The 14,958-nt window shown below is 72.2% G+C and carries 12 protein-coding genes; 8 read left to right on the top strand and 4 right to left on the bottom strand.

What is annotated here, in order from left to right; genetic code table 11:
• The first annotated feature begins 20 nt into the window (after nucleotides 1-20).
• Nucleotides 21-632: a dihydrofolate reductase family protein gene (locus ACFWIA_RS15395; RefSeq protein WP_387004491.1), complete on the top strand. Its 612-nt coding sequence runs from the start codon at nucleotides 21-23 to the stop codon at nucleotides 630-632.
• Nucleotides 633-673: 41 nt separating this feature from the next.
• Here the strand turns inward: ACFWIA_RS15395 and ACFWIA_RS15390 are convergent, their stop codons facing one another.
• Together ACFWIA_RS15390 and ACFWIA_RS15385 are read right to left on the bottom strand one after the other, a co-directional pair.
• On the bottom strand, nucleotides 674-2,323 hold the full coding sequence (locus tag ACFWIA_RS15390; RefSeq protein ID WP_387004488.1) for a purine-cytosine permease family protein: 1,650 nt from the start codon (nucleotides 2,321-2,323) through the stop codon (nucleotides 674-676).
• A 265-nt stretch (nucleotides 2,324-2,588) separates the two neighbouring features.
• A complete protein-coding gene (locus ACFWIA_RS15385; protein ID WP_387004485.1) occupies nucleotides 2,589-3,395 on the bottom strand; it encodes a YoaK family protein in 807 nt (268 codons plus the stop codon).
• A 163-nt stretch (nucleotides 3,396-3,558) separates the two neighbouring features.
• Here ACFWIA_RS15385 and ACFWIA_RS15380 point away from each other — a divergent pair, with 163 nt between their 5' ends.
• The 3 genes from ACFWIA_RS15380 (at nucleotide 3,559) to ACFWIA_RS15370 (ending at nucleotide 6,666) form a co-directional block, all read left to right on the top strand.
• Nucleotides 3,559-4,053, top strand: a complete 495-nt coding sequence (locus ACFWIA_RS15380; protein WP_385496293.1) for a RidA family protein — start codon at nucleotides 3,559-3,561, stop codon at nucleotides 4,051-4,053.
• Nucleotides 4,054-4,179: 126 nt separating this feature from the next.
• Nucleotides 4,180-4,926, top strand: coding sequence for a FadR/GntR family transcriptional regulator (locus ACFWIA_RS15375; protein ID WP_387004481.1), 747 nt, complete (start codon nucleotides 4,180-4,182; stop codon nucleotides 4,924-4,926).
• A 105-nt stretch (nucleotides 4,927-5,031) separates the two neighbouring features.
• Nucleotides 5,032-6,666, top strand: a complete 1,635-nt coding sequence (locus ACFWIA_RS15370) for a gamma-glutamyltransferase family protein (RefSeq protein ID WP_387004478.1) — start codon at nucleotides 5,032-5,034, stop codon at nucleotides 6,664-6,666.
• 20 nt (nucleotides 6,667-6,686) lie between these two features.
• Here the strand turns inward: ACFWIA_RS15370 and ACFWIA_RS15365 are convergent, their stop codons facing one another.
• Together ACFWIA_RS15365 and ACFWIA_RS15360 are read right to left on the bottom strand one after the other, a co-directional pair.
• Nucleotides 6,687-7,571, bottom strand: coding sequence for an isocitrate lyase/phosphoenolpyruvate mutase family protein (locus ACFWIA_RS15365; protein ID WP_387004475.1), 885 nt, complete (start codon nucleotides 7,569-7,571; stop codon nucleotides 6,687-6,689).
• Nucleotides 7,572-7,620: 49 nt separating this feature from the next.
• A complete protein-coding gene (locus ACFWIA_RS15360; RefSeq protein WP_387004473.1) occupies nucleotides 7,621-8,289 on the bottom strand; it encodes a GPP34 family phosphoprotein in 669 nt (222 codons plus the stop codon).
• A 414-nt stretch (nucleotides 8,290-8,703) separates the two neighbouring features.
• Between ACFWIA_RS15360 and ACFWIA_RS15355 the strand changes: the two genes are divergently transcribed.
• The 4 genes from ACFWIA_RS15355 to ACFWIA_RS15340 all read left to right on the top strand — a co-directional run bounded on the left by ACFWIA_RS15355 (nucleotide 8,704) and on the right by ACFWIA_RS15340 (nucleotide 14,833).
• The gene (locus ACFWIA_RS15355; RefSeq protein WP_387004471.1) at nucleotides 8,704-10,353 is read left to right on the top strand and encodes an ABC-F family ATP-binding cassette domain-containing protein; all 1,650 of its coding nucleotides are present in this window, start codon (nucleotides 8,704-8,706) and stop codon (nucleotides 10,351-10,353) included.
• Nucleotides 10,354-10,363: 10 nt separating this feature from the next.
• Nucleotides 10,364-12,697, top strand: a complete 2,334-nt coding sequence (locus ACFWIA_RS15350; RefSeq protein WP_387004468.1) for an ATP-binding cassette domain-containing protein — start codon at nucleotides 10,364-10,366, stop codon at nucleotides 12,695-12,697.
• 220 nt (nucleotides 12,698-12,917) lie between these two features.
• Nucleotides 12,918-13,685, top strand: a complete 768-nt coding sequence (gene ddaH / locus ACFWIA_RS15345; protein ID WP_387004466.1) for a dimethylargininase — start codon at nucleotides 12,918-12,920, stop codon at nucleotides 13,683-13,685.
• 176 nt (nucleotides 13,686-13,861) lie between these two features.
• Nucleotides 13,862-14,833, top strand: coding sequence for an acyl-ACP desaturase (locus ACFWIA_RS15340; RefSeq protein WP_387004463.1), 972 nt, complete (start codon nucleotides 13,862-13,864; stop codon nucleotides 14,831-14,833).
• The last annotated feature ends 125 nt before the right edge of the window (nucleotides 14,834-14,958 follow it).

Here is a 14,958-nt window from a genome sequence, read left to right as displayed (position 1 = left end):
TCCCGGAAGGCACCGACACCATGGGCATCGTCACCGCGAACCTCGCCGTATCGCTCGACGGATTCACCGCGGGTCCGCAGCAGAGCCTCGAACACCCCTTCGGGACCGGGGCCGACGCGCTCACGGCCTGGATGTTCGAGACCGGGGAGCCCGGACGCGAACAGGACGCGAAGCTGCTGTCCACCCTGCACGAGAACACCGGCGCCCACATCATGGGGCGCAACATGTTCAGCCCGGGACGAGGCCCCTGGGACGAGGACTGGAAGGGCTGGTGGGGACCCGAACCGCCTTACCACGCACCCGTGTTCGTCCTCACCCACCACGAACGGAAACCGCTGGAGATGGCCGGCGGCACCACGTTCCACTTCGTGACGGACGGCATCCAGGCGGCCCTGGAACGGGCGCGGGCCGCGGCCGGCGACCGGGACGTGGAGATCGCCGGGGGCGCGGCGACGGTGCGTCAGTACCTGGCGGCGGGACTGCTCGACGCGTTGCTGCTGCACCTCGTGCCCGTCGCGATCGGCGCGGGTGAGCGCCTGTTCGAGGGACTGGGGGAGCTGTCCCTCGACCAGACCGAGGTGATCGCTTCGCCCACGGTCACGCATCTGCGCTACCGGGTGCCGCGCGCCTGAACGCCGTGCGGGGTCCGGCGCACCGGACCCCGCAGGCTCGGTCACTTGCGGGCGAACTCCTCGCGGTTCGCGTCTCCGGTCGCCGGCCCGGCCGGTCCCGCGGCGGCCTCGGCCAGCACCGCCCTGCGGAAGTCCCGACTGCGGCCCGCGCAGTCCGCACAGATGGCGGGGCTGCCCTCGACCGAGGGGTCGCGGTCCATCTCGGCCGCGATGTAGGAGTGGTCGCAGCGGTGGCAGCGGATCCGGGCCTCCCAGATGTCGTCGACCTCGTCGCGCGGGTCCGAGCCGCGGGCCAGCACCGGTGAACGGGTCACGCGCAGGGCCAGCGCGTAGAGGCCGATGCTGAGCACGAAGGTGAGCGGTGAGGACCAGGTCGTGCCGAACGTGCCGGTGAATTCCAGCACCAGGATGCCGGTCAGCGAGGACACCAGCCACACCACGGCACCCGGGGCGAAGGTGACGACCCGGCCGGGGCGGAACTCCGGGAGTCCGTCCCGGTCCCCGCTGCGGTGCAGGGCCAGGTGCGTGAGCATGATGCCGACCCAGCCCACCACGAACGCGCCCTGCCAGGCCAGCGCCGTCAGCACGTAGCTGAGCACGTCCGTGAGCATGATCAGGTACGTGACCACGCTGGCCAGTGCGAGGGCCGCCACCCGCGGCACCCTGAGGTGGAAGAGGCGGGCGACCGTGGCCTCCAGGTTGGTCGACGCCACGTAGTAGTTGGCGGTGTTGATGCGGGACTGGGTCAGCCAGACGACGCCGAGCCCCCACACCCCCATCAGCGCCACGATGGTGTCGCCGATGGCCGTCTCGGTCGGCGCTCCGACGGCACCGGCCGCCAGGACCAGGAAGATGCCGATCAGCCCGTTGACGAAGTACACGAAGAAGTAGAAGACCGGGCCGAAGGTCACGACGCTGTGGAAGCCGGCGTCCTCGGGCTTGCCGAAGCGGCCGAAGTCCATCGTGTACATCATGAACACGAACACGCCCATGTAGACGAAGAACGCGTACAGCCAGCCCGGGGCACCGAGGTCGGGGACCAGGTCGGGCGTGTGGGTGAGCCAGCCGGAGGGCTTGTACTCCCGCGCGGCGAGGACGACCACGATGATCAGCCCGGTCCAGTACAGCGGCAGCAGGGCGCCGTTGAACTTGTCGAGCCAGCGGCGCACCCCGCCGATCGCCATGGGGACGTTGCTCAGGATCGAGATGGCGTACCAGACCTCGATCGTCAACGCCCCGGTGTAGGCGTGCAGTGCGTGGGCGATGACGGAGCCCTCGAACACCGCGTAGTAGATCGCGGTGGCGGCCAGGACGAGGGGGGCGAGGACCGATCCGAGGGACCCGAAGACGCGTTGCGAGATCAGCGCCACCGTCAGACCGGTGCGGGCGGCGTAGCGGGAGAAGACGTAGTTGACGGTGCCGAACACGGCGACGGCGAGCAGGATGCCGATCAGGGTGTCGACGGTGCCCACGGTCACGGCCAGGGTGGCGGCGGTGACCAGGTAGAACATGCCGCTGACCAGCGCGTACCAGGCCATGGTCAGGGACAGCCGGCCGCTGCGCCAGGTCAGCGGGACGATGTGGGTGGAGTAGTCCTCGTTGGCGGCTTCCTTGACGACCCTGGGGTCGTCCTCGAAGGACACGTCCAGGGGGGCGAGGGGGGCGGAGACGTCCGGGCGTGGAGAGGTCACGGGGAGTCCTAGGGGAACGGCCGCCTGGGGGGAGAGCGGGGCGGGGCGCGGACGCGGCGCACGGGCGGGGCGAACCGGCGGGGGCGGGTTCGGGCCCGGCCCGTGCGGGGAGCGAGGATGCGCGGGGCGGCTTGGTCGGCCCTGAGGCCCTCCGGCGGGGTGGCCTCGTGCGGCCCAACGTGGTTGCCGCCACCCCGTCTTGTCAACGGTCTCGTCGGAGTATCCGCCTTAGACAACGGAAATCATCGGTTGGATCACTTCTCAGCTACGGATTTCGTTGAACGTGGTGCAGTCGGATGCCCAGTACCAGGGTCATGGCGACCAGGAGCGGGGCGATCGCGGCGGCGGCCGTCGCCGAGTGCCGTAGCACCAGCGCGCCGGCCAGGGCGCCCACCACCAGGGCGAGGAGCACGGCGAGCCGACGGGCGATGTGGGCCGTCGAACCGTGCGCCGCGGACTCGGCGACCGCGGTGAGGGTCCCGGTGACGAAGGTGGTGGTGATCCCGGCCAGCGCGACCCGCCGGGCGCACGCCGTCTGCACCCCCATCGCCAGTGCCGACAGGCTGACGAGGCCGACGTCCGCGACCTCCCCCGGCCTGCCGTCGACGGCGGCCCAGCCGGCGAAGAACACCAGTTGGCAGCCCAGGCTGACGGCGAGGGCCGCGGTGATCCGCCGCGGCCACACCGCACCGGCGGGCAGGTCGCGGGTCATCAGGAAGGCCAGCACCAGGCCGGCCGTGAAGGTCACGGTGGCGGCGGCGGCACGGGCGACGTGCAGGTCGACGCCGTGCGAGCCGGCGATGCCGAGCAGGACCAGGTTGCCGGTCATGTTGGCGGTGAAGACCCCGCCGAGCCCGAGGTAGGCCAGGGCGTCGGTGGCTCCGGCGGCGACGGTCAGCAGGAGCGGGAGGGCGTCCGCGAGCCGCCGGACACCGGGGGTGGGACCGCTGGCGCCGGAGCCCGCAACGGCTGCCTGCGGGGCGGGGGCCGCATCCGGCGCGGCCGGTCCGGCACCGGGGCCCGGGCGCCGCGGGCGGGGGTCCTCGGGGTGGTCGGCTGACTGGTTTCGCATCGTGCCGTTCCTCGGGATCTGGGGCCGTGCGCCGGCGCGTCACCGGCGGTCACGGGGGTTGACAGGGGGAAGAGCGTGACCAAACAATAAGCCCACTTGGTCGGACCATCTGACTATCTCGGCCCACCGGCAGGGCCACCGCGATCCCGAAGGCACCATCCACATGGCTCAGACTGATCCCGAGACCCGCGTCCGCGAACTGGGGCTCGTCATCCCCGACTTCGCCGCCCGGCCCTACTACGGCGCCGACTACGGGTCGATGAAGCCCCACCACATCAGCGGCAACCTGCTCTTCCTCGGGGGCCACACCGCCGACGACGCGGACGGCAACGTCCGCCACCCCGGGCGGCTCGGCGCCGACGTGACCGTCGAACAGGGCTACGAAGCGGCCCGGCTGACCGCACTCAACTGCCTGGGCGGCATCCGTCTCGCCCTCGGCTCCCTCAACCGGGTGCAGTCCCTTGTACGCTCACTGTGCTTCGTCGTCAGCACCCCGGAGTTCGAGGACGTGCACAAGGTGTCCTCGGGCGCGACGGACCTCTTCCGGGACGTCTTCGGGCCCGAGGCGGGGCTCGGCGGTCGCGCCACCATCGGCGTGATGAGCCTGGCCCGTCGCAGTTGCTTCGAGAACTGGCTCACGGTCGAGATCGACGACTGACCGGCCGCGCCACGGCTGTCGCGTCCCGTCGCCCGGCGGACGCGCGGCCGTGGGCCCGGCACCCACCGCCCGGGCACGGCGGCGCCCGACCGGCGCCGCCCGGCCCCCGACCCGAAAGGCCCTTCGGTGTCCGTCGACTGGACCCTCATCGCTCCCGAGGCCGCCCTCGGCCCCGACCGGCTCGCCGGACGTCTCCAGGGCCTCATCGAAGAGGGGCGGCTCGCCCCGGGCACCCGCATCCCCGCCGAGCGCGAACTCGCCGAACGACTGCGCATCTCCCGGGCGTCCGTCCGCGAGGCGCTGCGCGAACTGGAACTGCGCGGGCTGGTCGACCGCAAGCCCGGTCGGGGCACCATCGTCACCGGTACCACCCGACCCGACCTGCACGCCCGTCAGCTCGGCGACATGGACGACGCGGCCCGGCTGGTGCACGAGGTCATGGACCTGCGCTCCGCCGTGGAACCCCCCGTCGCCGCGCGCGCGGCCGTCCGCGCCACCGACGGCGACCTCCAACACCTCGCCGCCCTGCTGTCCCGGGCCGAGTCGGAACGGGACCGCGACAACCTGGCCGCCCTCGTCGAACTCGACGGCGCGTTCCACGTGGCCGTGGCAAAGGCCGCCCACAACCCCATGCTCACCCGGCTCCTCGAAGCCACCAACGAGTGGGTCGGCCCTTCCCGGGACCCCCAGTACCAGTCCAGGGAACGGCTCCTCGCCTCGCTGCGCGCCCACCGTCGCATCCTCGCCGCGCTGATCAGCCACGACAGCGAGGCCGCGGCCCAGGCCATGGCCGACCACCTCAACGAGGTGCAGGGAATGATCATCGACACGCTGGGGCTGGACGGCCACGGGCCCGCGGCGCCCGGAGCCTGACCCCACGGCGCTCTCGGCCCGGCCCCGTCCCCCCGGTCATCCGCCCCGGCGCCCCGGCCCGCCCCCCGGCGGTCGGGTCACCGCACCCTCAGGAAAGCCACCCTCATGTCCGTCGCCTCCCCGCTCCCGCCCCGCTCCAGCGCCCCGTCCACCGGCCCCGGCGCCACCACCCCCTACGGGCTCGCCGCCCCGCACGCCCTGGCCACCGAGGCCGGCGCCGCCGCACGACGGGCCGGCGGCAACGCCGTCGACGCGGCGCTCGCCGCGGCCATCGCGCTCACCGTCGTCTACCCGCACCAGTGCGCCGTCGGCGGCGACCTGGTCGCCCTGCTCGCCCTGCCCGACGGGCGGGTCGTCTCCGTCAACGGCAGCGGCGCAGCCGCGGCGGCGGCCGACCCGGCCGCCGTGCCCGGCACCCGGATGCCGGTGACCGGGGCGCTCACGGTGACCGTCCCCGGGGTCGTCGCCGGCTGGGCCACCCTGCACGAACTCGCCGGGCGGCTGCCCTGGGAGCGGCTGTTCACCGATGCCGTCGCCCATGCCCGGGACGGGGTGCCGACCGCGCCCGGCGTCGCCACCGCACTGCGCGCGGAAGCCGCACTGCTCCGGGACGACCCCGGCATGCGGGCGGTGTTCTTCCCGGACGGCGCTCCGCTCGCCGAGGGCACGCCGATGCGACAGCCCGCGCTGGCCGACTCGCTCGCCCGCATCGCCGCCGAAGGGCCGGCGGCGCTGTACCGGGGACCGCTCGGCGCCCGGCTGGTGGACCTGCTGCGCCGCAAGGGATCACCGCTCACCCGAGAGGACCTGGAGCGGCACGCCACCGAGACCGGCGAGCCCCTGTCGGCCGGCTTCCGCGGCGAGGAGTACCTCACCGCGCCGCCCAACTCCCAGGGGCTGCACCTGCTCCAGGCCCTCGGCGTCCTGGAGCGGCTGCCCCGTGACGCCCAACTCCTCGGCTCCGACGCCGATCTGACGGCCCGGGTGTTCGACGCGGTCACCCGGGACCGGGAGCGCCACCTGGCCGACCCCCGCCAGGTGCACGTCCCCGTGGCGGAGTTGCTGGGCGCTGCGCGGCTCGACGAGATCGCCGAGCAGGTGCAGCGGGCTCCCCGGCCGGGTCCGTCCGAGGTCTCCGGGCCGCGCCGCAACGAGGCCGCACGGCCCAGTGGGGACACCGTCGCCGTGGTCGCGGCGGACGACGAGGGGTACGCCGTGTCACTGATCCAGAGCCTGTTCCACAGCTTCGGGTCCGGCATCCTCGATCCGGCGACCGGGATCGTCCTGCACAACCGCGGGTCGTTCTTCGACCTCGCCCCCGGCGCGCCGAACCGGCTGGCCGGCGGGAAGCGGCCCGCCCACACCCTGATGCCGGTGCTGACCCGGCTCGACGGGGTGGTGACCGGCGCCCACGGAACGATGGGCGGCAAGGCCCAACCGCAGATCCACGCCCAGTTGGCGCTGCGCATCGCGGCGGGCGACCGGCCGGCCGAGGCCCTGCAACGGCCCCGGTGGGTCATCGGGGGCCTCGGCGTGGACGAACCGGCGCAGGTGGCGTCCGTGGAGGGCGCGGTGCCCGAGGAGGTCACGGCCGCGCTGGCCCGCGGCTACCGGGTAGTGGTCTGCGCCGAGCAGGACGAGCAGGTCGGGCACGGGCAACTCGTCCGCCGCAGCGCCTCGGGGGCCGGGTTCGAGGCGGGCACGGACCCGCGCAGCGACGGCTCCGTGAGCGTGGTCTGACCCCGTCCGCGGAGCCTGTGTCAGCCCTCCTCGTGCGGGTGGCCGAGGAGGGCGTCGGCCTCCGCGTAGGGGAGGGCGTCGGCCAGGAACCCGTACGTGCCCGCGGTCAGTGCCTCCTCGGCGGCGCGCCGGGTGAGGGCGTGGGCCGCGCGGGCCAGGCCGGACCCCAGGGTGACCCGGGCCACGCCGAGGGCGGCCAGCTCGGGGACGGTGGGGAGCCCCGGGCCGGCCAGGACGTTGAACGGTGCGTCGGTCCCCGCCACCAGGGTGCGGATCTCCTCGGGGGTGCTCACCCCCGGGACGAAGATGCCGTCGGCGCCGGCGTCGATGTACGCCGCGGCCCGTTCGAGGGTCCCGGCCAGTCGGGCGGACGGCTCCCCGACGCCCTTCCAGTACGTGTCGGTCCGGGCGTTGACGAACACCGGGACCCCCGCCGCGTCAGCCGCGGCGCGGGCGGCCCGGATGCGTTCCACCTGCTCCTCGATCTCGCGCAGCGGCCCCACTCCTTCGGCATCGGCGACGCCGTCCTCGATGTTGACGCCGACGGCGCCTGCGGCCAGCGCCACCCGGACCGTGTGGGCGATCCCGTCGGCCGCGGACGCGTAGCCGCCCTCGATGTCGGCGGTGACGGGCAGGTCGACGGCGGCGGCGATCCGGGCCACCGCGTCGAGCGCCCGGCCCCGGTCGAGCCGTTCGCCGTCGGGCACCCCGAGGCTCCAGGCGATCCCGGCACTGGTGGTGGCGATGGCCGCGGCCCCGGAGGAGGCGACCAGACGGGCGCTCGCCGGGTCCCAGACGTTGGGCAGCACCACGGGCCGCCCCGGTACGTGCAACGCCCGCAAGGCCGTGGCCTGGGCCACGGGGTCCGCGGCCCGGTCCGCCGCCCGTTCGGTCTCATTGGTCATGAAACAGAATCAAACACGCCGCGGACCCCGGTGCACAGCCCCTACGTGTTCAACTGCTGGTCACCGCGACGGAGGTGACGGTGACGGCGAGCGCCGCCTGCATCTCCCGGATCACCTTGCCGAGCGCCGGGGCCACCGCACCGCTGCGTGCGGTGAGGGCGTCGACCCGGACCTTGTGGGCACGGCGTTCCTTGCTGGAGGAGAAGGTGCGGACCTCGGCCGCGACCGCGAGGGCGACCACGGCCGCGTCCCGGTCACCGACCTCGTCGACCGGCTCGGGTCCGGTCAGCGCGGCCCGCGCGTCCGCACGCAGGGCGTTCACCACCGGAACCCGCTCCAAGCGGTAGTCGACCGAGGGGAAGACGCCGAGGACGCGTTTGCGCCCCACGCCGAGGTACCCCTCGGCGACGAGTTGCTCGCGCACGGCGTCGAGGGTGACGCGGGTGCGTGAGGTGACCCAGGACTTCCACTTGCGGGGCCTGGACTCCGCGATGAGTTCGAGGAGTCCGTCGAGCACCGTGTCACCGGTACGGACGTCCGGATCGGTGACCCGGACGACTCCCTCCTCGTCGGTGAGGAGGCCGCGCTGCACCAGTTCGGTGAGGGCCCCGGCTCTGACCAGGTGGGGCAGCTGGCTGGCGCCAGTGACGCTGAGCCTGGTCGTGTCCCAGGAGAGCAGGTAGAGCCGGGCGGGCAGCGAAAGCGAGCCGTGGGGCACGGAGTTCCTCCAGGACGGCGAGAGGGAGGTGAAGGGGAGGGGCGCCGTCCGCTACCACGATAAAGGCTCACCTCAACCCCTTGACTCCCACAGGCCACCATGTATGATTACCGATGAATTTGTCACCGCCGATGGGAGAAGGACGTTGCTCTACTGAGGTCTCTGGGACACCACGTCATACAGCTTGATCGTTCCCACTAGCTTCCGCTAGTTGCTGTGTGCGTCGCGTCGACCTCGGTGTTGTGAGCCGTCCGCCCCTGCGAGGCAGTCGGGCCGTCCTCTTCTCGGGCGGCCTCTTCCGTTCCCCTTCGAGGTGAACGCAAGCCCTCCCCCGGCGCCCCCTCCCGCACCCCCGGTCCGCTCCTCGGTGTCCCCCGCGCTGCCCTGCACACCACCAGCATCCGGGAGGCCCCCATGTCTACGTCGCACCCTTCTCACACCCCGTCCCTCACGCTGTCCTCGGTGTCCTTCGACTGGCCGGACGGAACTCCCGTCTTCGACGGGCTCCAGACGACCTTCACCGCGGGACGCACCGGTCTGATCGGCGTCAACGGGTCGGGGAAGTCAACCCTGTTGAAGCTGATCGCGGGCGCACTGCACCCCGTGCGGGGCGCCGTGCACGTGGTGGGCGAGATCGGCTACCTGCCGCAGACGGTCACCCTCGACACCGCCTCGCGCGTGGACGAGGTCCTGGGCATCGCCGCAACACGGGCCGCACTGCACGCCGTCGAGGCGGGCGACGCGACCGAGGAGAACTTCGCGACCGTCGGCGACGACTGGGACGTGGAGGAACGCGCGCTCGCCACCCTCGGTCAACTGGGCCTCGGCCACGTCGACCTCGACCGCACGGTGGGCGAAGTGTCCGGAGGGGAATCGGTGTTGCTGCGACTCGCCGCGCTCCTCCTGGGTCGCCCCGACGTGTTGTTGTTGGACGAGCCGACGAACAACCTCGACCTGTACGCGCGCCGCCGGCTGTACGCGGCCGTGCGCGCCTGGTCCGGGGTGCTCGTCGTGGTCAGCCACGACCGTGAACTGCTGGACCTGGTCGACCAGATCGCCGATCTGCGGGGCGGCGAACTCGTCTGGTACGGAGGGAACTACAGCGCCTACGAGGAGGCCCTAGCCGTGGAACAGGAGGCAGCCGAACGGATGGTCCGGGTCGCCGAGACCGACCTGCGCCGCCAGAAGCGCGAACTGGCCGACGCCCACGTGAAGTTGGCCCGGCGCAAGCGTTACGGACAGAAGATGTGGGACACCAAGCGCGAACCGAAGGTGGTGATGGGTGAACGCAAGCGCACCGCTCAGGTCGCGGCGGGCAAACACCGCATCATGCACGAGGAGAAGCTCGCCGAAGCCAGGGAACGACTGGACGAGGCCGCCGAGGCCGTCCGGTCCGACGACGAGATCCGCGTCGACCTCCCCCACACCGCACTACCGCCGGGCCGCACGGCCCTGACCCTGCGGGACCTGGAGTTGCGGTACGGGGCCCGGGCACCGGGCGAGTGGTGGGTGCGCGGGCCGGAGCGCATCGCCCTGGTGGGCCGCAACGGTGCGGGCAAGTCCACCCTGCTGCGGACCCTGGCGGGCGAGTGGGCACCGGTGGGCGGAGAGGCGGTGGCCCATGTGCCGCTGCGGTTCCTGCCCCAGCGCGTCGACCTGCTGGACGAGTCGGCGACCGTCGCCGAGAACGTGGCGCGGTTCGCCCCCGAGGCCACGAACACCGTGATCAGGAGTCGGCTGGCGCGCTTCCTCTTCCGGGGCTCGCGGGCCGACCGGGCCGTGTCGACCCTGTCCGGCGGCGAACGTTTCCGGGCGACGCTCGCGGCGCTGATGTGCGGGGAACCGGCACCGCAACTGCTGATGCTGGACGAACCGACGAACAACCTCGACATGGCGAGCGTACGACAGCTCACCGGTGCGCTGGACTCCTACCAGGGGGCGCTGATCGTGGCCAGCCACGACCTGCCGTTCCTGGAGTCGCTGGGGATCACCCGGTGGCTGGAGTTCGGGCCCGAGGGCGAACTGCGGGAAATCACGTCAGAAGCTGTCGGGTATTCCGCCTAGCTTCACCGGCATGAACCCTGTCAAGCACGCTTCCTCCCGGGAGTCCGACCGGCTCCCGGGGGAACGCGACATCGTCATCTCCGGGGCCCGCGAGAACAACCTCCGAGGCGTCGACCTGCGCATCCCGAAGGGCAAGCTCACCGTCTTCACCGGGGTCTCCGGATCGGGGAAGTCCTCCGTCGTGTTCGGCACGATCGCCGTGGAGTCCCAGCGGCAGCTCAACGAGACCTACACCGCGTACCTCCGCAACCGGCTCCCCACGTACGAACGCCCGCGCGCCGACGCCATCGAGGACCTGTCGCCCGCGATCGTGGTCGACCAACGACCGGTGGGCGGGAACTCGCGCTCCACCGTCGGCACGATGACGGAGATCTGGTCGATCCTGCGGGTCCTGTTCTCGCGGCACGGCGAGCCCAGCGCCGGACCTGCCACCGCCTACTCGTTCAACGACGCCGCCGGGATGTGCCCGGAGTGCGACGGGCTGGGCCGGACGGTCGGACCCGACTGGGACGCCGTACTGGACCCGTCCCGGTCGTTGGCGGACGGCGCCGTGCTGTTCCCGCCCTTCGCCGCGGGCACCTGGATGGGCGGCACGTACACCCACACCCCCGACCTGGACACCACCAAACCCGTCGGCCGGTTCACCGACGCCGAACGGGAGTTCCTGCTGCGCGGCGGACCCGGACGCCACCGGGTCCGCGTGGGCGCCGGCGAACACAGCCACGAGATCGACTACGAGGGCCTCGCCGACCGGTTCGAGCGGCTCTACGTCAAACGGGACCTCTCCCGGCTCGGGGAGCGGACCCGGGAACTCGTCGGCCGCTTCCTCACCGAGCACCCGTGCCCGCAGTGCCGGGGCGCCCGGCTGAACCGGGCAGCGCTCGCGACCCGGGTGGCGGGCCGGTCCATCGCCGAGTGCGGGGCGATGGAGGTGTCCGAACTGATCGCGGTGCTCACCACCGTCGACGACCCGGTGGCCCGGACCGTCGCGGCGGCGGCCGTCACCGGCCTGGAGCGGATCGAGGCGATCGGGCTCGGCTATCTGAGCCTGGACCGGGCGACGACCACCCTCTCCGGGGGCGAGGGGCAACGCCTCAAGACGGTGCGTCACCTCGGCAGCAGTCTGACCGGGATGACGTACGTCTTCGACGAACCGAGCACGGGACTGCACCCGCGGGACGTGGGACGCCTCGGTGACCTGCTGCTGCGGCTGCGGGACAAGGGGAACACCGTGCTCGTGGTGGAGCACGACCCCGATGTCATCGCCCTCGCCGACCACGTGGTAGACATGGGGCCGGGCGGCGGTTCGGACGGCGGCCGGGTCGTGTTCGAGGGGAGCCCTGCGGAGCTGGTCCACGCGGACACCCTGACCGGCCGGTTCCTGCGTGAGCGCTCGGGCCCCAAGGAGCGCCCCCGGGAACGGACCGGTGGACTCTGGGTGCGCGGCGCCGCACTGCACAACCTGCGGGACGTGACCGTCGAGTTCCCCACCGGCGTCCTCACCGCGGTCACCGGTGTCGCCGGTTCCGGCAAGAGCAGCCTGGTGTCGGGGGTGTTCGCCGCGGCCCACCCGGACGCGGTGGTGGTGGACCAGTCGGCCATCGGGATCTCCGGACGGTCGACCCCGGCGACCTATCTGGGGATCATGGACACGGTGCGCAGGATCTTCGCGCGGGAGACGGGCGCCGATCCGGGCCTGTTCAGCTTCAACTCGCGCGGCGCGTGCGGGAACTGTCAGGGCCGTGGGGTGATCCACACCGACCTGGCGTTCATGGACCCCGTCCGGACGACCTGCGCGGAGTGCGGTGGGCTGCGCTTCAAGGAGGAGGTACGGAAGCTGACCGTCGACGGGCGCTCGATCGTGGACGTCCTGGAGATGACCGCGGACGAGGGACTCGACCACTTCACCGACCGGTCCGTGCGGCAACGGCTCCGGGCCCTGAGCGAGGTCGGCCTCACCTATCTGAGACTCGGTCAGCCGCTGTCCACGCTGTCGGGCGGTGAGCGCCAGCGCATCAAGCTGGCGACGAGGCTGCACCGCACGGGCGAGGTCTACGTGCTCGACGAACCGACGACGGGTCTGCACCTGGCGGACGTCGACCGGTTGGTGGGGATGCTGGACCGACTGGTCGACGGCGGCAACACGGTGATCGTGGTGGAGCACCACACGGCCGTCGTCCAGCGGGCCGACTGGGTCATCGACCTCGGTCCCGACGGCGGTAGGCACGGCGGGCGCGTCGTCTTCGAGGGCACGCCGGCCGACCTGGTGCGGGCGGAGGGATCGTTGACCGGGGAGCACCTGCGCCGGGAGTCCGCGGGCACCCGGATCGGCCCGACCCGCTGAGGGCTCCGGCCCCGAGGGGGCGCGCGGCACGGCTCAAATCGGCCACCGTTCGTGCCGTAGGGCTGTTTTCCGTCGGGCGGACGGCTGCATGATGGCGCCCGAGCCGTCCGGGGTCGCGTCCCCGCCGCCCCTCCCGCGCGGCCCGACCGGGTCCGGGTCCGGGTCCGGCTCGGGAACCGCCCCCGCCCGTGTGCCTGCCCGTCGAGCCGGAGGATCGCCCGTGCCCAGCAAGAAGGCCCTCGTCCGCCGCCCCAGCCCCCGATTCGCCGAGGGGGTCGTGACCCGGCCCGCCCTCGACGTCGCCCGGGCCGTCGCGCAGTGGGAGGCGTACGGCGAGGCGCTACGGGCGCACGGCTGGCAGACCTTGGAGGTGGAGCCCGCCGACCACTGCCCCGAGGCGGCGTTCGTGGAGGACACCGTGGTCGTGTTCCGCAACGTCGCGTTGATCGCCCGACCCGGCACGGAGTCCCGGCGGCCGGAGACCGCGGGCGTCGAGGAGGCGGTGGCCCGGCTCGGCGCCTCCGTCAACTGGGTGTGGGAGCCCGGCACGCTGGACGGCGGCGACGTCCTCAAGGTCGGCGACACCCTGTACGTCGGACGGGGCGGGCGGACCAACGCCGCCGGGGTGCGCCAGCTGCGCGCGACGTTCGAGCCGCTCGGGGCGCGGGTCGTCGCGGTGCCCGTCAACCGGGTGCACCACCTCAAGTCGGCGGTGACCGCGCTGCCGGACGGAACCGTGATCGGGTACGAACCGCTGGTCGACACGCCCGGGCTGTTCCCGAGGTTCCTCCCCGTTCCCGAGGAGTCGGGGGCGCAGGTGCTGCTGCTGGGCGGCGACCGGTTACTGATGGCGGCGAGCGCTCCCCGATCCGCCGACCTGCTGGCGGACCTGGGCTGGGACCCCGTCCTGGTGGACCTCGGCGAGTTCGAGAAACGCGAAGGCCGTGTGACGTGCCTCTCAGTTCGACTTCGGGAGCTGTACGGCTGAGCCCGGCAACGGGGCGGGAGCCCGTGGTCAGGGGGCGATTCCATCCGATTTCCCACCCCGGGCGATCGCCACCTTTACTGCGGGCTTAACCTACGGGTTCGTAACCTACGGATACGTAGCCTACGTCTGCGTAGGTTACAGTTCCCCGGCACGTACTCCCCTCCCCAGGAGCCCTAGTGACGCTCACCTCTCCCCACCTCGGCAGCCCGTCCACCTGGACGGACGCACGGCTGCTCCACGCGTTGGAGGAAGTGGTCGAGAAGGAGCTGAACCGCCATCTGAAGGTGGCGAAGGACTGGATGCCCCACGAGTACGTGCGCTGGTCGGACGGGCGCAACTTCCCCGGCATCTTCGAGGACGGCGAGGCGTGGGAGAAGGAGCAGTCCCAGGTCACCGAGATCGGGCGGATCGCCCTCATCGTCAACCTGCTGACCGAGGACAACCTCCCCAGCTACCACCACGAAATAGCTTCTCTCTTCGGGCGGGACGGCGCCTGGGGCACCTGGGTGCACCGGTGGACCGCCGAGGAGGGTCGTCACGGCATAGTGATGCGCGACTACCTGCTCACCTCGCGCGCGGTGGACCCCGACAAGCTCGAAGCGTTCCGCATGTCGCACATGTCGGAGGGCTTCGAGTCGGACAACCGGCACTCGATGCTGCACTCCGTGGCGTACGTGGCGTTCCAGGAGTTGGCGACCCGGATCTCGCACCGCAACACCGGCCACCAGTCGGGGGACCCGGTCTGTGACCGCATGCTCGCGCGGATCGCGACCGACGAGAACCTGCACATGGTGTTCTACCGGAACCTCCTGAAGGCCGCCTTCGAGTTGGCGCCCGACCTCACGATGCAGGCCGTGCGGGACGTCGTCGTCGACTTCCGGATGCCCGGACACGGGATTCCCGGGTTCGAACGGGCCGCCGCGCAGATGGCGATCGGCGAGGTCTACAACCTGCGCATCCACCATGACGACGTGCTCCAGCCGGTCCTGCGGCACCTGAAGGTCCTGGACATCGACGGGCTCGGCCCGGAGGGGCTCCAGGCCCAGGAGGAACTGGGCCTCTACATGGGCGGACTCGACGCGGAGGCCCGGAAGTTCGACGAGCGGCTCGCCGCGCGCAAAGCACGCATGGCCGCGCGCAAAGCCTGATCCACTTCCTTCGGCGGGGGTGCCGGGCGGTTGTACCCGGCCCCCCCCCACCGGTTTTAGATGGCCCGGGGCGGGCGCTGAAAAAGGCGGTTTTAGTTGGTTTTTTACCCGGGGGGACCAAAAAG

The organism is Streptomyces sp. NPDC127068 (assembly GCF_042724695.1).
Classification (GTDB): domain Bacteria; phylum Actinomycetota; class Actinomycetes; order Streptomycetales; family Streptomycetaceae; genus Streptomyces.
Note: the sequence above shows the minus strand (reverse complement) of the source record. Positions and strands in the feature narration are given on the sequence as shown.